General features: G+C 51.2%; 15 protein-coding genes. 11 read left to right on the top strand and 4 right to left on the bottom strand.

Annotated features, from left to right (window positions below; translation table 11 throughout):
- Nucleotides 1-3 precede the first annotated feature (3 nt).
- The gene (locus tag OO713_RS04580; RefSeq protein ID WP_264784927.1) at nucleotides 4-606 is read right to left on the bottom strand and encodes a PH domain-containing protein; all 603 of its coding nucleotides are present in this window, start codon (nucleotides 604-606) and stop codon (nucleotides 4-6) included.
- Between the two features lie 50 nt (nucleotides 607-656).
- Between OO713_RS04580 and OO713_RS04575 the strand changes: the two genes are divergently transcribed.
- A complete protein-coding gene (locus OO713_RS04575; protein ID WP_264784926.1) occupies nucleotides 657-2,291 on the top strand; it encodes an ABC transporter ATP-binding protein in 1,635 nt (544 codons plus the stop codon).
- Between the two features lie 51 nt (nucleotides 2,292-2,342).
- Here the strand turns inward: OO713_RS04575 and OO713_RS04570 are convergent, their stop codons facing one another.
- The gene (locus tag OO713_RS04570) at nucleotides 2,343-4,139 is read right to left on the bottom strand and encodes an ABC transporter ATP-binding protein (protein WP_264784925.1); all 1,797 of its coding nucleotides are present in this window, start codon (nucleotides 4,137-4,139) and stop codon (nucleotides 2,343-2,345) included.
- 74 nt (nucleotides 4,140-4,213) lie between these two features.
- Between OO713_RS04570 and prfB the strand changes: the two genes are divergently transcribed.
- The 10 genes from prfB to OO713_RS04520 all read left to right on the top strand — a co-directional run bounded on the left by prfB (nucleotide 4,214) and on the right by OO713_RS04520 (nucleotide 14,464).
- Nucleotides 4,214-5,320, top strand: coding sequence for a peptide chain release factor 2 (gene prfB, locus OO713_RS04565; protein WP_264784924.1), 1,107 nt, complete (start codon nucleotides 4,214-4,216; stop codon nucleotides 5,318-5,320).
- 62 nt (nucleotides 5,321-5,382) lie between these two features.
- Nucleotides 5,383-6,138 carry a cell division ATP-binding protein FtsE gene (gene ftsE / locus OO713_RS04560; protein ID WP_264784923.1) on the top strand — a complete coding sequence of 252 codons (756 nt, stop codon included), beginning with the start codon at nucleotides 5,383-5,385 and terminating at the stop codon, nucleotides 6,136-6,138.
- The gene (ftsX, locus tag OO713_RS04555; protein WP_264784922.1) at nucleotides 6,135-7,049 is read left to right on the top strand and encodes a permease-like cell division protein FtsX; all 915 of its coding nucleotides are present in this window, start codon (nucleotides 6,135-6,137) and stop codon (nucleotides 7,047-7,049) included. The genes ftsE and ftsX overlap by 4 nt, the downstream gene beginning before the upstream one ends.
- Nucleotides 7,050-7,058: 9 nt before the next feature.
- Nucleotides 7,059-7,532 (top strand): SsrA-binding protein SmpB, encoded by a 474-nt coding sequence (smpB, locus tag OO713_RS04550; RefSeq protein WP_264784921.1) that lies wholly within the window; start codon nucleotides 7,059-7,061, stop codon nucleotides 7,530-7,532.
- 53 nt (nucleotides 7,533-7,585) lie between these two features.
- A complete protein-coding gene (locus tag OO713_RS04545; RefSeq protein ID WP_264784920.1) occupies nucleotides 7,586-8,533 on the top strand; it encodes a glycosyltransferase family 2 protein in 948 nt (315 codons plus the stop codon).
- Nucleotides 8,534-8,541: 8 nt separating this feature from the next.
- Complete coding sequence (locus tag OO713_RS04540; RefSeq protein WP_264784919.1) at nucleotides 8,542-10,272, top strand: glycosyltransferase family 39 protein; 1,731 nt, start codon at nucleotides 8,542-8,544, stop codon at nucleotides 10,270-10,272.
- 7 nt (nucleotides 10,273-10,279) lie between these two features.
- Complete coding sequence (locus tag OO713_RS04535; RefSeq protein WP_264784918.1) at nucleotides 10,280-11,449, top strand: glycosyltransferase; 1,170 nt, start codon at nucleotides 10,280-10,282, stop codon at nucleotides 11,447-11,449.
- Nucleotides 11,442-12,311 (top strand): sugar nucleotide-binding protein, encoded by an 870-nt coding sequence (locus OO713_RS04530; protein WP_264784917.1) that lies wholly within the window; start codon nucleotides 11,442-11,444, stop codon nucleotides 12,309-12,311. The genes OO713_RS04535 and OO713_RS04530 overlap by 8 nt, the downstream gene beginning before the upstream one ends.
- A 21-nt stretch (nucleotides 12,312-12,332) precedes the next feature.
- Nucleotides 12,333-13,355 carry an SDR family NAD(P)-dependent oxidoreductase gene (locus OO713_RS04525; RefSeq protein ID WP_264784916.1) on the top strand — a complete coding sequence of 341 codons (1,023 nt, stop codon included), beginning with the start codon at nucleotides 12,333-12,335 and terminating at the stop codon, nucleotides 13,353-13,355.
- Nucleotides 13,352-14,464, top strand: coding sequence for a UDP-N-acetyl glucosamine 2-epimerase (locus tag OO713_RS04520; RefSeq protein WP_264784915.1), 1,113 nt, complete (start codon nucleotides 13,352-13,354; stop codon nucleotides 14,462-14,464). The genes OO713_RS04525 and OO713_RS04520 overlap by 4 nt, the downstream gene beginning before the upstream one ends.
- Before the next feature lie 854 nt (nucleotides 14,465-15,318).
- Here the strand turns inward: OO713_RS04520 and OO713_RS04515 are convergent.
- Nucleotides 15,319-16,158, bottom strand: coding sequence for an alpha-1,2-fucosyltransferase (locus OO713_RS04515; RefSeq protein WP_264784914.1), 840 nt, complete (start codon nucleotides 16,156-16,158; stop codon nucleotides 15,319-15,321).
- Nucleotides 16,155-17,186, bottom strand: a complete 1,032-nt coding sequence (locus tag OO713_RS04510; RefSeq protein WP_346659304.1) for a glycosyltransferase — start codon at nucleotides 17,184-17,186, stop codon at nucleotides 16,155-16,157. The genes OO713_RS04515 and OO713_RS04510 overlap by 4 nt, the downstream gene beginning before the upstream one ends.
- Between the last annotated feature and the right edge of the window lie 12 nt (nucleotides 17,187-17,198).

Below are 17,198 nucleotides of genomic sequence, written 5' to 3'. Positions count from 1 at the left end.
TTGCTAAATCAAAACGGTCGCCGTGAGGAGAATCGCGGAAAGCAGCACAACAGAGAAGTAATCCACTCTGACGTTGCCCTGCCTTCCGCTTCCCTCGAACCTCTCGAGGTAGTGGCGCGCCATGGCAAGTGCTGCACCGGTATCGGATCTTGGGGACTCAACGGCCCTGATCGAGCCATCCTCAACGTTGACTCCGGTGTCTTTGATTTCAGATCCTTCGACACGGTGTCCGAAAAAGCCTCCAAAGGGTCTAAGGCCACCGGGCTTGAGGTTTGCGTAGCGACCGGAAGCAACGGCAGCGAAGGCATGAATCTTCTTACCATTGACCTGAACGAAGAAGCTGAAGCGAGCATCAACGGCTTCGACCTGCTGCCAGCCGATTTCGTAGCGAACCAGCGGGTTGATGATTTCGATGCCGTCGCCATCAACGACAACCTTTGGTCTGATGAAAATCAGAAACGCTCCGTAGCAAACTGCGAGTGCGATCAGAATCGCGGCGGGGTTGAACTGAACATAAAGTTCGGCTCCCAGGACTCCGAGGGTGAGAACCCAAGTGGTGATTGCAAATGCAATTGCGGTGGGGGGTCGGTATTCGATGCGCTTCACTCAAGAATCTTTTCACGACAATTTGTTTCAAGCCCGAAAGGAATGGGTAAATGACCGAGCCAATTTTGAAGGTCGAGAACTACAACGTTGATTTCTGGGTAGACGGTGTCTGGTATCCAGCTGCCATCGACATGAACTACGAGATCCGACCAGGAGAGGTGCTCGCCATCGTGGGTGAGTCTGGCTCTGGTAAGTCATCAAGCTCCATGGGTCTCATGGGCCTACTAGCGTCAAACGCCCGCACCTCTGGTTCGGTCAAGGTCAAGGGCACCGAAATGCTTGGCGCGAAGCCAAAGCAGCTCCAGAGCTTTAGGGGTAAGGAAGTTGCTTACATCTTCCAGGAGCCAATGACGGCCCTAAACCCGCTCTACACCATTGGCTTTCAGATCTCTGAGACGCTGAGAACTCACTTCGACCTAACTCCAAAGGCAGCTCGGGCCAGAGCCATCGAGCTTTTGGAAATGGTTGAGATTCCAAACCCAGCTCAGTCGGTTGACAAGTACCCTCACCAGCTCTCCGGTGGTCAGCGTCAGCGCGCAATGATCGCGCAGTCGCTTGCCTGTGAGCCATCGCTGCTAATTGCTGATGAGCCAACCACTGCGCTTGACGTGACTGTGCAGGCAGAAATTCTTGACCTGATGAGAAACCTCAAGGACAAGCTGAACTCAGCTGTTCTGCTAATCACCCACGACATGGGTGTAGTTGCTGACCTAGCTGACCGAATCTTGGTCATGAAGGACGGCTTCACTGTTGAGCAGGGTACTGCAGATCAGATCTTCAACCGCCCAGAGCACCCATACACCCAGCAGCTATTGGCCGCAGTGCCAAAGCTTGGTTCGGTGGCTAAGCGTGAGCTTGAGATCACTAAGCCCGAACCTGTTCTAAAGCTTGAGGGTGTTGAAATCACCTATCCAAAGCGCGGTCGTATCCCTGCTTTCACAGCAGCCAAAGACATCAGCTTTGAAATCTACCCGGGAGAGATTCTTGGTTTGGTTGGTGAGTCAGGTTCTGGAAAGACCACCGTTGGTCGTGCAGCTATTGGCCTACTACCAACCGCCGCAGGTTCAATCCAGCTGGTAGGTCGAGACATTTCAAAGGCCAACCAGAAGCAGCTTCGTGAGATCCGTCAGCACACCGGTATCGTCTTCCAAGACCCAGGTTCATCGCTTAACCCACGTCTTCCAATCGGTGAGTCAATTGGAGAGCCATTGCTTCTAGCAGGCCGTGCCAAAGGTGATGAGCTGAACAAAATGGTCGAAGACCTCCTTGACTCAGTAGAGCTACCACGCAGCTACCGCAACCGCTACCCACACGAGCTATCAGGTGGCCAGCGCCAGCGTGTTGGTATTGCCCGCGCGCTAGCACTGCGCCCAGACCTACTGATCGCAGACGAGCCAACCTCAGCACTTGACGTTTCGGTTCAGGCTAGATTCCTAGAGCTTCTTTTGGAGCTTCAAGACCAGCTCAAGTTCGCATGTCTCTTTATCTCTCACGACCTAGCAGTCGTCGACATGCTTGCCCACCGAATTGCAGTTATGCAGCATGGCAAGCTGGTTGAGATTGGTGAGCGTGACCAGATTCTGAAGAACCCACAGATGGAATACACCAAGCGTCTTATCTCCGCAGTTCCTGTTCCAGACCCAGTCGAGCAGGCCAGAAGAAGAGAGCTTAGAAGAGCTATCTAGAACAAGCTTCAAAAGCAATCGACCGGTGAGCGAAAGTTCCCGGTCGATTTGCTATTTATCGCTTAGGTCCATCAGCTCGACAGCGCGAGCGAAGTCGGGAACTGAAGCCTTGAGTTCTTGGAATGTACCCTCGGCGACGATGCGTCCTGAGTCGAGGTAGATGATCTTGTCTGCACCCATGACCGTTGAAAGTCTGTGAGCAATCAGAACCACGGTCATTTCATTCTTGAGTTCTTGGAGCACCTTGGTGATTTCGGCTTCGGTCTCAGCATCTAGCGCACTGGTTGCCTCATCGAGGAACAGGATCTTTGGATCACGATAAAGAGCTCTTGCAAGCCCAAGTCTTTGAATCTCACCGCCTGAGAGTTGCCCAGAGTCAGGCTTTATCTGCAACTCCCACCAGTTTGGCTGTGAGGTGAACTTTGACAAACCCGCACGGTTTAGAGACTGCTCCACCTTTGCTCGGTCTGATGAAGAGTCGTCAACCAAAGAAACGTTCTCAACCAGGCTGCCGGTAACAAGATGTGGTCTTTGGGTAACGATTCCGAAGGTTCCAGGAGCGCCAAACAGGATCTCGCGTGGTGTGTGGTTGCCAATTTTGATTTCGCCTGAGGTTGGCTCAAGGAAGCCCGTGGCAAGATCAAAGATGGTTGACTTTCCAGCTCCCGATCGACCAACGATCGCGACCTTAGTGAGTGGATGAACGGTGAGGGAGATCGATGACAGGACTTCTGTCTGGCCGGTTGGGTACTTGAAATGAACGTCGTTGAATGACATGCCACTCATTGCCGAAACATCCAGTGGCCTGTCTTGTCGGGCCTCAGATCTTGACTGTCGAGCCACTAGGGCCTCGTATGCAAGGTGCCCCCTGTTCGCACCGTCTTTCATCATGCTGATTGCGGCCTGGAGAGGGAGCACAGATGCAATTAGTCTGAGACCCCCAGCGAGAAATACCCCGATTGTTATTGCCTGGGATGGTAGGTCAGAGAAGACTACAACGCCGCCGATGAAGGCAAAGATGCCAAGGATCAGTGAGGTCTCCACAACATATCGAGGGAGGGAGTTGAGTGTATAAATTACAGCTCCGCCTTGCGCCGCCTGATAGCGGCTCCGCGTGAACTTCTCCAGCCAGGACTCTGCAACACCAGCGCTTAGAGCCTCTCGCTTGACCCCGAAGAGGTCCCTGCTGGTCTGTAGGCTCGCCTCGTAGCCCCTCATCTGGTTCTGTCCATTGCGAACAATTCGGATGTTGATCATTCGGTTTAACACCAGAAGGACGCCGCCCATGAAGAGAAACATCGAAACTGTAGCTATCGGATTCACGAGCAGAAACATAAGCACCATTGCAACTAGCAAAGAGGCCTCTGCCATGAACGTGATTCTCGCGTTCAAAAAGGAAGTAAGTGCGCCAGTCGAGTACATGACTCGGTTTTGGAACTCTGCGACAGACTCTTGGTTGGTAACTCCCTTTGATATCGGCGAGAAAAAGGATTCCGCAAGTTCACGAGAGTGCTTGCCTTCGAGTCCTGCCACTGTGAGGGAGGTCTGAAGATTGAGCCAAATCGAGAAGCCAGATTTCAGAAGAAACACCACGGCAACGCCCATTGCGATGAAGACTGCTTCGTATTCATTGATGTACCACTCGCCGACAAGCGGCAAATTCAATGGAGCGCGTTCAGCCGATCCAGAGGCTAAAGAACCAAATGCCGTGGCCAATAGGGCGATGCCTGCAAGGCCAAGCAGGTCCAGCAAGTTGGCAGCGATTCGAGCGATTGCCAAAAGCAGCAACTTGCGCCTAACTGGCTTTTCGAGAATCTTTCCGATTGATCGGAAGGTTAGTTTTTGCATGTGACCCCTCAACAATTACAGAGTCTATTCGCGAGCGGGTTCCGAGGCCCTTTAGAGCCTAAACTTAGCTGGTTATGGCTGAATATGAACTGAGACAGGACCTAGCCTCACTGAGGCAGACCTATTCAGCTATTGCTGCAGTTCTCGAGCCTGACGCGCTCGGCAAAAGGGTGCAAGAGCTAGAAGCTCAGGCCAGCGATCCGAAGCTCTGGGATGATCAAACCAAAGCCCAGCAGGTCACGGGTGAGTTGTCGAGAGTAAGAACCAAACTTGAGAAAATCACATCCCTTAGGTCGGCAATCGACGATCTTGATGTTCTGCTCGACATGTCTGTTGAATCCGGCGACGCCAGCTTGGAGACTGAGGTTCAGTCGGAAATTACAAGCCTTCGCTCAAAACTAGACGCACTTGAAATCGAAACTTTGCTGAATGGAGAGTATGACTCTCGAGGTGCGGTGGTGACTATCCGAAGCGGCGCAGGCGGAGACGATGCAACTGATTTTGCCGAGATGTTAATGCGTATGTATCTGCGTTTCGCAGAAAAGCAGGGCATCAAGGCTCAGGTGCTGGACATCTCTTATGCAGAGGGTGCTGGCATCAAGTCCGCCACCTTTGAATTAGATGCTCCTTACGCATACGGAAACATCTCTGTTGAATCTGGGACTCATCGCTTAGTTCGTATGAGTCCATTCAATGCAGCGGGTAAGAGGCAAACCTCCTTTGCCGCAGTTGAGGTTGTTCCGCTCGTGGAGACAACGGATGCGGTTGATATTCCCGATTCTGAAATCAGGGTTGACGTCTTTCGCTCATCGGGACCTGGAGGTCAGTCTGTTAACACGACTGACTCTGCAGTCCGCATCACCCACATTCCAACTGGAATTGTTGTTTCTTGCCAAAACGAGAAGAGCCAGCTGCAAAACAAGGTTGCAGCTATGAGGGTTCTGCAATCGAGGCTTCTGGAAATCAAGCGCCAAGAGGAAGAAGCCAAGAAAAAGCAGCTCGCCGGCGATGTGAAGGCGAGCTGGGGAGAACAGATGCGCTCCTATGTGCTTGCTCCGTATCAGATGGTCAAGGACCTCAGAACCGGTTATGAGGTCAATAACCCTGACGATGTGTTTGACGGTGAGATCGATGGTTTTATCCAGGCGGGTATCCGCTGGAGAAAGCAGCAAGAGGTGTAATTACCTAAGCCTCGGAGAGTCTTGGGTAATAAGCAGTAATCGCTTTTTAGGCTTTAGCCACAATGATCCGACTAGAAGAAGTCACCAAGACATACCAAGGTTCAAATAGCCAAGCCCTAAAGGGGGTCTCGCTTGACATTGCCCGAGGTGAGTTTGTATTTCTTGTTGGCACCTCAGGATCGGGTAAATCAACCCTTTTGCGATTGATGCTTCGCGAGGAAAGACCTGACACTGGTTCGGTCTTGGTGCTCGGGGAGAATCTCGGCCGCCTCCCATCAAGACGAGTGCCGCAGTTTCGCCGGAAACTAGGCGTTGTTTTTCAAGACTTTAGACTGCTTCCAAATAAGTCGGTTTATCAAAACGTCGCTTTCGCCCTCAAGGTGATTGGTAAGTCAAAAGCTTTTATTGAGACCGCAGTGCCAGACGTGTTGAAGCTCGTCGGTTTAGACGAAAAAGCCAACCGACTACCCAGCGAATTGTCCGGAGGAGAGCAGCAGAGAGTTGCCGTTGCCAGGGCTTTGGTGAATCGGCCCGAGGTGCTCTTGGCTGATGAGCCAACTGGAAATCTTGATCCCGCCACCAGCACCGAAATCATGAACCTTCTTGAGCGAATCAACCTATCGGGTACAACCGTTGTCATGGCTACACACGACCGATCAATTGTTGACCGGATGCAGAAGCGAGTCATTGAAATTCGTAGCGGCGAAATTGTGCGTGACGCCCAGACTGCCAGCTACCGTGAACTACCAAGTAATCCGGTGGACATAGTGGACCCGAACACCGGTAGCTGGAGCCTAGACGGCGAGGGGTCGCTATGAGTCCAAGCTTCATTCTCTCCGAGATGTGGGCGGGCCTAAAGAGTAACGTCTCGATGGTCTTTTCGATCATTCTCGTGACCTTCATTTCGCTGACTTTTGTTGGAATAGCGGCACTGCTTCAGCTACAAATCGGCGAGATGAAGAACTACTGGTATGACCGTGCTCAAGTTGCCGTTTACCTCTGCACAGATTTTTCTCCTGAGGCAGCTTGCCCGGTCGGGGGAGTAACCGAAGAGCAAATTGCGGCCGTCAAGTCGCAATTGGACTCTGCAGCCATTACTCCATACGTCGAAGAGTATTTCTTCGAGACACACGAGGCGGCATATGAGAAATTTTCTGAGGAGTTTGCCGGATCAACCGTTTTAGAGTTCATCTCTCCAGAACAACTCAATCAAGCATTCTGGGTAAATCTCAAAAACCCCTCGGATAGCCAACTCATCGCTGAGAGCTTCTCAGGTCTTGAAGGGGTCGAAGAGGTTCGTGACCAGCGCGGCTATCTGGACCAGATCTTCTCATTCATGAACGTGGGTAGCCTGGCGGCAGCCGGGGTTGCTGGAGTGATGTTGCTCAGTGCCACGCTCCTGATTGCAACGACCATCAGGCTTAGCGCTTTCTCTAGACGCCGAGAAATCTCGATCATGAGACTTGTGGGGGCGTCGAATTTCTCAATCCAGCTTCCGTTTGTGCTGGAAGGCATATTCGCTGCCTTATTCGGTGGATTGTTAGCCGCCGGCGCCACGCTCGCAGTAGTGAGGTACCTGGTTACCGATTATCTAGCGCTGCAACTCCCTTTCACGAGCTTCGTTGGTCTCTCCGATGCGCTAACTGTAGCTCCCTATCTGGTTGGCCTAGGTGTTATTCTTGCGGTTATCGCATCAGGAGTCTCTATCAGGAGATACCTCAAGATCTAGGAGCACATCTTGCCCAGGGAACGCGGCCAAAAGTTGGTTGCATCCAATCGCAAGGCCCGACACGATTACCACATTTTGGACGTGTATGAGGCCGGCCTTGTGCTAACTGGAACAGAGGTTAAATCATTGCGTGCTGGGCGCGCATCCCTAATCGATGGTTATGCAACCATCGATGGGGGAGAAGCTTGGCTTGAGAATGTCCACATCCCCGAGTTCCTTGCTGGGAGCTGGACTAATCACGCCACTCGCCGCAGGCGCAAACTGCTTCTAAATCGGGCCGAGCTCAACAAGCTCGGCGGCAAAGTCAAGGAATCTGGTTTGACGATTGTCCCCTTGTCGCTTTACTTCAAAGACGGTAGGGCCAAGGTTGAAATTGCCCTTGCTCAGGGTAAGAAAGACTGGGACAAACGTCAGACTTTGAAAGAGCAGCAAGACAAGCGCGAAGCGGCAAGAGCGATGTCCACCAAAGGTAAAGACTGGTAATCCCAGCCTTTTGAGCCTGGGTTACTAGAATTCAGAGAGCGATTGGAGGGGAAATGAGCGCTGTTGCTGTTGTGATCCCTTCGTATCGTGTTACGAATCACATTCTTGATGTTCTGAAGCTAATCGGCCCTGAGGTCGGTCAGATTTTTGTTGTTGATGACGCCTGTCCTGATAACTCAGGTGAATTCGTCAAGAAGCACTCCAAAGACAAGCGAGTAACTGTTCTTGCCCACTCTGAAAATCAAGGTGTGGGTGGTGCAGTAATCACTGGCTATCGAGCTGCTCTTGAAGCGGGAGCAGACATCGTGGTCAAGGTTGATGGCGATGGTCAGATGGATCCAAGGCTGATACCCAGGCTTATTCGCCCGCTGGTTGACGGCGAGGCCGACTACTCCAAGGGAAATCGCTTCGACAGCCTCGAGGATCTCTACGAAATGCCGCGGGTGCGTATTTTTGGCAATGCGGTGCTTTCGCTATGGTCAAAGCTATCCACAGGTTATTGGTCGGTAACCGACCCAACCAATGGATTCACCGCAATTCATCGGAGAGTTCTAGAAAACATTCACCTAGACAAACTTCGAAAGTCCTACTTCTTTGAGTCCGACCTGTTGTTCCGTCTGAGTATCGTGAACGCCGTTGTCGCAGACATTCCTATGAAGGCTGTTTATGGGGATGAGAAGAGTCACCTAAAGATCCGTAAGGTTCTCGTTGAGTTTCCATGGCGTCACACGGTGAACCTACTCAAGCGAGTATTTTACCGTTACTACTTGAGGGAGTGGTCGGTCGCAAGCATCGAACTCCCTGTTGGTATCGGCATGCTAACTTTTGGAATTTGGTTTGGTCTTGCTAGCTATATTGAGGCGGCCTCTGCAGGTAGAGCGACCACGGCTGGTCAGGTCACCTTGGCAGCTATCGGAATCATTTTGGGAGTGCAGCTACTACTCTCCTTCCTCTCCTACGATGTCCAGTCGGAACCAAAAGTTCCCAAGCAGAGAAGATAGGTAACACCTTGAATAACTTCGTCACTTTCATCAAAGACTGGAAGAACCAGTTGATGCTGGGAACCTTGGTCATCCTGGGTGGCTGGATCTACTCGCGCGTCTGGATGGTCAACCCTGCGATCTTGGGTGATGAGTACCTGTATTCAATCAATGCCAGAAAGGCGGCCCCATGGGATCCGTCTCCGGCAGGTGACTTCTCTAACTACCTGTTCAACTTGGTATATAGCTCCACCAACCTTTGTGGATCGAGCTTTTACACCTGCGGCAAGTACCTCAATCTATTTTTCTTTCTCGGGTTCATCTTCATCATCTTTCTAGTTGCCAAGCGACTGATGGGTTTCTGGCCAGCTTATGCATTCACAATTGCAGCGGGGTTGAGCCCACTTAGTGTCTACACTTCGATGTTCCTACCCGAGTCGATGTATTTCTTCTTCCTCGGGTTGGTTCTGCTTGCCGTGTTGAAGGCGGCAACAAACTTCACCTGGCAGAACTGGGCAATAGTCGGCGGCCTTATTGGACTCACATCGCTCATCAAGCCTCACGCCTGGCTATCTGCAATCGCAGTCGGCATCTTCATGGTCGTTGTCGGCCTAACTCAAGCAAGGCTTCGCTATAAGCCTCTATTGGTATCTGTCGGTGCAATCGCAGGCGCAGCAATTCTGAGTCGTGTGGTTATTGGTTTTGCTATTGCAGGACCTAAGGCCCTGGGATTCTTTGGTGTTTACCTGGGCTCGGGTGTCGTCGAAGAAGTGACCAAGGGTGCGTCAACCGGTGGTGCAACTGATCCAGCCACCGGTGCAGCGACTAGCATCGTCGGATCTGGTGCAATGAACGGTGTTGTGGGACTGTTCGGAATTCAACTAAACACTCACCTCCTAACAGTGTTTTCCCTGATGGGCATTGCGATTATTGGTCTAATCGTCGGTCTCGTGGCATTGATTAGGGCTCGGGAGCTAACCCCGACCACCGCACTTGCCTTGTTCGCATTTATTTGGCTTTTCAGCCTCATGGTGGAAATCGTCATGTTTACCGGGTGGATTACCGGTGGTGGTGACGACCACACGACGCGTGTTCTCTTGCGCTACTACGACTTCCTGTTCGTGATCGTGCCTCTCGCCGGACTCGCGGTTGTCGTGAAGGGCCTCGCAGACAACGTGAACGTATTCATTCGCTGGGCGCTGGTGATACTTGTCGGAGCGCTCATAACTCCAGCCTTCTCTGGTTTCTTTGGCACTTTGACCATCCAAATTGCAGACGCTCCAAATCTTGCGGGGTTGGTTGTGAATCAAGATGTGCTGAATGGCGTTGCGCTAACCTCAGCCCTCGCTTTGTTGATCTTCGCAGTTGCACCAAAGTTTCTGAAGTGGACTTTTGTTTTGATCCTGCCGTTCTCGATGGTGGGAACTGGGTGGCAGATTCAGGATCAGTACCAAGGCTTTAGAGCTACTCCAAATGCAGCTGACAAGGCTGGTCAGTTTGTTTATGCAAACTGGTCCGAAGCTGATCGCGAAGACACTCTGGTCCTGGCTGGTTCTCGCTTCGAAGCAACCAACGTGGCCATCTGGGCTGACGTCGCTAACATGCCATACGAACTCTTTGGCCCTGGATCTCAGTACGACGCAACTCTTGCCCCTGAAGGCACCAGGTTCATCATTTCTGTTGGTGATTTGGGTGCAGTCGGTGACTTCGAAGAAGTTATCGAGGGCGACGGCTACAAGCTTTACAAGCTCAAGGGCTAGGCGTTAGGTGAGGATTCTCTTTGTCCATGAGGTGAATTACCTCACCAAGCCAATCTATGAGATGCATGAATTCCCAGAGCACCTTGCTGCCAACGGTCACGAAGTTGCGTTTTGGCACTTTCCTGAGGGGTACTCAAAGCAGCAAATTTCCGAGCTTGGATTCAAGACTGCGATTCAAGGCCGGGTGGTTAATTCCTCAAGAATCACGCTTTTTACTCCCCAATTAGGCGGTGGCTTAATAGGGAGGCTTGTGACGGCAATTAAGGCCGGTGGGTTAGCGAAGGCCGTAATATCCAACTTCAAGCCAGATCTGATAGTCAGCTTCTCTGTACCTACTCAAGGTTGGCAGTTGATCCCACCCGCCAGGCGAGCTAAAGTCCCGGTCCTGTTTCGAGCCCTTGATGTCTCCCACAAGATCAGAACCGGCATCTTTTCAAAGTTGATCTATCTTGCTGAGAAACGCGTCTATCGACGATCGACTTGGTTGAGTGCGAATAATCCCGCAATGCTCCAGTATTGCGTTTCGATGGGTGCCAAATCTCAGAGAGCATCAGTTGAATGGCCACCGATTGATCTTCAGCGCTTTGAGACGTCACTTGCACCTTCTGGATTGAAGGCATCCCTTGGGATTGCTAAGGATTCCAAGGTGATTCTCTACATGGGTAGTTTCTTCTATTTCTCGGGGCTTCCAGAAGTAATTCGAGCTTTTGCCAGGTCTGAAGGTCAAGAGCATCTGGTACTAATCGGCGGGGGAGAGCAGGATAAGGAGTTGCGGGAGCTGGTTTCAGAGCTCGGTATTGAAAACCGGGTTACCTTTACGGGATTCATATCATTCGAACATTTGCCCGGCTATCTAAAGATTGCAGATATTGCAATCAACCCCATGCACCGCAGCCTGGTTGCCAACGCTGCAATCCCTAACAAGGTGATTCAGTACTTAGCTGCAGGATTGCCGGTTGTTTCAACCAGGCTAGATGGACTTGAGAAGACTTTCGGCTCAGGTTCCCGGTTAACACTCGTGAGTAGCGCGGAAGAGGTAATCGAATCGGCAATAGCGTGGTGCAGGACAGGAGAAGGCTCGGAAAACAGCGCTGACTTAGATTTAGAGCGTTTCACGCTGAGTCGCTCGATAGAGGCATTCGAGAAACGATGCAGAGAGGTGGCGCAGAGTGCCTAAGGTTTTAGTGCTTGGCTCGACTGGAATGTTGGGCTCTGCAGTTTTTTCAGAATTCCTTCGTGCAGGTGCAAACGTGGAAGAGGCGTCGAGGACTCGTGGAGTTGCTTTTGATGCCAGAAATCTTGAGGTAAGCGATCTGCTTACTCGCAGCGGGATTGGTGAAGGTGATTTTGTCATCAACTGCGTGGGCCTAACTAAAGCGCGCATCGATGAGTCATCGATTCCTAGCAGGGCTCTTGCAGTCCGCCTAAACGTTGATTTCCCCAACCAGCTTGCCTTATATGCTGAAAAGCTCGGAGTCAAGGTCATTCAGGTAGCGACAGACTGTGTTTTTTCTGGGCAGGTCGGCTCATACGCTGAGGATGCAGAGCATGACGCTCTCGACGTTTACGGCAAAACCAAGAGCTTGGGGGAATCTCCCTCGGATTCGGTGATGCACCTGCGTTGCTCCTTGATTGGCCCTGAGCTTGGACGCAATTCTCTATTCTTTGAGTGGGTTAGACAACAGCCTGCAAATTCCCACATCAATGGCTTTACCAACCACGTCTGGAACGGCCTAAGCTCAGCCGCCTTTGCCAAAATTGCAAGAGCGATTGTCGAACAAAATCTGTTCTCTCCGGGAATCCAACACCTCGTTCCTAAAGACAAATTGACAAAGGACGAGTTAGTTCGATTCGAACTGAGCGCACTAGGCAGATCCGATGTTGTGGTTACTTCCACCGAGGCGACCCATCGAGTCGACAGAACTCTGTCGACGCAAAACCAGTCGAGAAATAAGGCGCTTTTTATGGCAGCTGGTTACCCCGAGGTTCCGACTGTTGCTCAAATGGTCGAGGAACTTTGCGCTGAACTGGCAAACTAGTGCGGTAGCAAGAGGGGAAGCATGACTCAAAAGATTGACGGCTCAACGGTTCTCATTACCGGGGGCACTGGATCGTTTGGTTCAACCATGGCGAGACATTTGCTTACCAGGGGTGTGGAGGAAGTTCGCATCCTAAGTCGCGATGAGGCTAAGCAGGACGCCATGCGTCATGCCCTTGGCGACAGTCGAGTGAAGTTCTACATCGGAGACACCCGCGATCCTGAATCAGTTGAGCGTGCTGTCCGAGGCTCAAATTTGATATTCCATGCGGCTGCCCTCAAGCAGGTCCCATCGGCTGAGTTTTTCCCCTTGGAGGCGGTGAAAACAAACATCAACGGCTCGGCCAATGTGTTGCGCTCGGCAATAGAGAACGAGGTTTCCGGTGTTGTTTGTCTAAGTACAGACAAGGCCGTCTATCCGATAAATGCCATGGGTATGTCAAAGGCATTGATGGAAAAGACTGCGATGGCGTTCGCACGCGACTATCAGGATTCAAAAACCACAATTGCAGTTACCCGCTATGGAAACGTGATGTATTCCAGGGGTTCTGTCATTCCTTTGTTCATTTCACAAATCAAGAGCGGAAAACCCGTGACCATCACGGATCCGACTATGACAAGGTTCCTGATGTCCTTGGCTGAGTCTGTCGATCTGGTTGAATACGCGTTTTCAAACGCCGAAACGGGTGACCTATTCGTGAGAAAGGCTCCGGCATCAACGATTCAGGACCTTGCAATTGCCCTCATTGAAATGTTCGGCGGAAACGCGAATCAAATTCAGAACATTGGATTCAGGCATGGAGAGAAACTATACGAGTCGCTTCTCAGTGTTGAGGAGAGGGTAAAGGCCGAGGATAGAGGTGGATACTTCAGAGTGCCCCTCGATGCTCGAGACCTCAACTACTCACTGTTTTTCGAGCAGGGCGAAAGTAGAGCGCCAGAGCTTGAGTCTTACACTTCACATAACACCGAGAGACTAGATGTCGAGGGAGTGAAGCAACTACTTCTTACAATTCCCGAGGTTCGCCAGGAGCTAGCACGTTGAAGAAACTCAAAGTAATCACGATTGTCGGCACAAGGCCAGAGATCATCAGGCTCTCGAGGCTCATTCCGAAACTCGATGAGTACACCGATCACATCTTGGTTCACACCGGCCAGAACTACGATCGCCAGTTAAATGACGTCTTCTTTGAAGACCTTGAGCTTCGCAAACCCGACTACTACCTGAACGTGGACACCACATCCTTTGGCACCGTGATGGGGGACACCCTAAAGAAGTCCGAAGAGGTCTTTCTCAAAGAGAATCCTGATGCCGTGATGATTCTTGGAGACACCAACTCGGCGATTGCTGCAGTGGTCGCAGAGCGCATGCACATCCCCGTTTATCACATGGAGGCTGGCAACAGGTCCTTCGACAACAACGTTCCTGAGGAGCTCAACCGAAAGATGGTTGATCACGTCGCTACCTTCAATCTTCCTTACAACGACTATTCAATGCGGAACCTTCTAAACGAAGGGATTCACCCGCGCTTTATTCACAAAACCGGTTCGCCTGTGCGAGAGATCTATGAGCACTACAAAGACAAGATTGCAGCCTCTGATGTGGTTGAGCGCCTCGGGTTGAAGAAGGGGGGGTACTTTCTCGTTAGCCTTCACCGCCAAGAGAACGTGGATTCGCCCCAAAGGCTGAAGTTGGCCCTTGAATCGTTGATTGCTGTTCGTCATGAGTGGAATCTTCCGATACTTGTTTCCACCCATCCCAGAACTCGCAAACGCCTGGAGGCAATATCTAGTGATTCTCTCCCCGGCTTCAACTTTCACGAACCATTTGGTTACCTCGACTACAACAGGCTTCAATTGAGTGCCAAGTGCGTGATTTCAGACTCAGGAACAATTAGCGAAGAGGCGACGATACTCGGTTTTAAAGCAGTGAGTTTTCGCCAATCCGGGGAACGCGCTGAAGCCATGAGGATGGTTAGCTGGGCGTTCGATGCACCATCACTAATCGCCGCTGTAAGGATATCTGAACAGGCTCCGGCATTTGATGGCATACCTGAGGGTTATGATGCGAGTGATTTTTCTTCCAGCATTTTGCGATTCTTGGCTTCTACTGCAGCGCAGGCGCACTTTTGGAAAGGATGGCGAGCTCAGTAGCTCGCACTCGGGCTCGCTAATGTCGGTCGCAACGGTAGTTTGTTCGCGCAACAGACCGGATCGACTAACGCAGTTGCTGGGACTACTCTCAAACCAGACGCTTCCGCCTGATTTCATTATCGTCGTTGACTCCTCTGACGACAATTTGGGATTAGTTCTCGCAGATCGTAACTTGCATTTTATCCATTCATTACCTGGGCTGCCTTTTCAGCGGCAAATCGGCCTAGAAAGAGCTGCGGCACTAGGGGCGAATACAGTTGTATTTTTGGATGACGACGTCTCAATCCCCCCAGATTTTCTTGAACGAATTATGGTTCCAGTCCTTGCCAACCCCCGAGATTTGATTGGGACAAATGATTCAGAAATGGATGCTGGGTGGAAGTTTTTGCCCCTTTTACGAAGGGCAAATTGGATTTCGAAAGGGGCTCTGGCTCACCTGGGAAGAACGCCACCGCGACTGGAAGAAGTTGGTTGGGTCCCAGGCTTTTGCATGGCGGGACATGTTGAAGTATTTCTAAGCGTTGGCTTCCCCACAGAAATCAGAATGCTCACAGAAGATATCGCTTTCCAAATGTGCTTCAAGAGTCATGGTCGGATACTGCTTCAGCCCAACCTTGGCTTACAGCATTTCCCTGATTCCCGGGGCAGATTAGGAGCGATACATTCCACGCTGAAGTGGAATTACATGAGAAGGAGGCTAGTGGCTAAGTATCCTGAAGTGTTTTCGATGCGGCATTTATATCTTGAGGTCATGCTGCTGTTCGTTGTTGACATCATTCGAATTCGGCCTTCCGCCATCGGACACTTACGTTTCCTACTGCGGAGCATCTGTAGGTGTGAACCCGTCTACGACTTCAGAACGTAACGAAATCGTGGATAAGCTTCCAGTCGTCTTTCAGCACGCCTGAAGGTGCGACGCTTTGATGGGCCCAAATTGCTGGCGCAACCGTTTCACCACCCGAGAGGTGAGACCCCCACCAGCCGAAGCTTGAGTTGGAGATCACAAGGCGGTCAAATCGAGATAGCAGGTAAAGGTTTTCCACTGAATCTGAGGAATTAAAGTACTGCGACGCAAATTTCGCCTCTCGCATCCAATCACGGAACTCGTCCCTGACAAATTTCTCATCATCCGTGAAAACAACGCATTCACCTAGACGCGCTCCAAGTTTATCTATCGCTTGTTCGAAATACGCCTTAGGCAAATATCCGTATAGATCCTGATGCGCTAAATAATCCCCGCGTCGTATCTGGAGCGCAACTTTTTGGATTCTAGGGATTGGAGACGGAATTATGCTTTTTGAATTCGAAATGACAGTGTCTTCCAGCCAGCTAGACCAGTCCGAAGCGTTCGCTGCATAATTGGCGCATTGGAAGTACCCAATAACTCCGTGGCTTCCTGCGATTTGGTCGATTGGCACGCACCCCGTCTGCCTTAGTAGCTTCCATCTGGGCCAAGATACAGCGTTGGAACAACAGGTAGGTAATCTGGTCTCAGCAGATCTCCGTGCCTTATCAATGAGGCGCTCTTCCATTACTAGAATCTCTAGCTCTGTGCAGATCCTTCTTTCAAATGGAGTCAGTGTCAGCCCTTTTGGAATCACAATGCATGAAGGGCCGAAAGCAGTCTTGAAGTGAACGGCCGCGGAGATTATGAAGAGCCTGTTACCTAGGCCTCCGCGCAGAAGGAATTTCACTTGGTGCCCAGGCTATCGATACAGCGTTGCCACGCATCTAGCCATTTTTCAAGAGAATAGTGCTCTCGGGCGTGGGTGTGAATTTCAGCCCTCTGGGCTCCAGTCATTTTGGGAGCGCGCAAAAGGACATGTTTCATTTCGCTCAAGGGTGAAATTTGAACCCAATCAAGATTGTCATCTTGTGCACCCATTGATTCAGGAGTACAAATCAGACCCAATCCGGCGGCCTGTCCCTCGTAAAGAACTAGAGCATCCGCCTCACCATCGGATGGGAGTACTAGATATTCGTAATCAGAGAGCCTCTCCACCAAGGTACTTCTATCCCAAGGCCCGAGAAAACATTCTTTTGCCTTTTTAGGGAGTGAGTGGAACCGGCTGTCAACTATCTCCCCTACGAATTCAATGCTGACCGCATCGCCCAGAAGTTGGACCAAATCAACCTGTCTCTTGCGAGGTTCAACTTTCCCTACACAAATAAACCTTCGAGCGGCAGCCTTCTTTGTGAGGAAAACTTCGGCCTTTACGTAATTGGGTATCACGGTTGAGTTTTTGATCTGGAATTCACGTGTCCAGACATCACGAATTTTCCTGCTGAGGCAAACTACCAAGTCCGACTCAGCAGTCGCCTTCATGACACCTCTAGTCTCCTTCGACCAAAGCTCTGGAAAGCCTGCGTATCCGTAATGCGAAACCGTAATTAGCTTCATCCTGAATGCTCGGCAAAGTATTCCAAGTGCCTTTGAAAAAATGTCGTAGTGATTGACAACCACGGTCGGGCCCCAGGCAAACGCCTTGAACCAGTAGAGGATGTTCCAGGAATTGAGCATCGCTACGGTTTGCCCGCGCCCACTCAAGCCTCGGTAAAGGTCAAAGCAAATGGCCTCTACCGCTCCCCAGCCCTCCACTGGCATCGTTTTTTCTCCTGGGGCAACGATGAGAATTCTCGGACCAGTCGAGCCTTTAGCTACACCCCAAAACTGCCGAGGTCCTGAAAAGCTTTTCCTTAACGCAGTGTAAATAATCCCCAAGCTTGACCTAAG

It is taken from the genome of Aquiluna sp. KACHI24, assembly GCF_025997915.1.
Classification (GTDB): domain Bacteria; phylum Actinomycetota; class Actinomycetes; order Actinomycetales; family Microbacteriaceae; genus Aquiluna.
This window is presented reverse-complemented; position numbering and strand designations above follow the sequence as displayed.

Bases quoted from the DNA above. Each gene is read 5' to 3' on its own strand.
- OO713_RS04575 (WP_264784926.1), top strand. From the start codon at position 657: ATGACCGAGCCAATTTTGAAGGTCGAGAACTACAACGTTGATTTCTGG.
- ftsX (WP_264784922.1), top strand. From the start codon at position 6,135: ATGAGTCCAAGCTTCATTCTCTCCGAGATGTGGGCGGGCCTAAAGAGT.
- OO713_RS04545 (WP_264784920.1), top strand. From the start codon at position 7,586: ATGAGCGCTGTTGCTGTTGTGATCCCTTCGTATCGTGTTACGAATCAC.
- ftsE (WP_264784923.1), top strand. From the start codon at position 5,383: ATGATCCGACTAGAAGAAGTCACCAAGACATACCAAGGTTCAAATAGC.
- prfB (WP_264784924.1), top strand. From the start codon at position 4,214: ATGGCTGAATATGAACTGAGACAGGACCTAGCCTCACTGAGGCAGACC.
- OO713_RS04525 (WP_264784916.1), top strand. From the start codon at position 12,333: ATGACTCAAAAGATTGACGGCTCAACGGTTCTCATTACCGGGGGCACT.
- OO713_RS04570 (WP_264784925.1), bottom strand. From the start codon at position 4,139: ATGCAAAAACTAACCTTCCGATCAATCGGAAAGATTCTCGAAAAGCCA.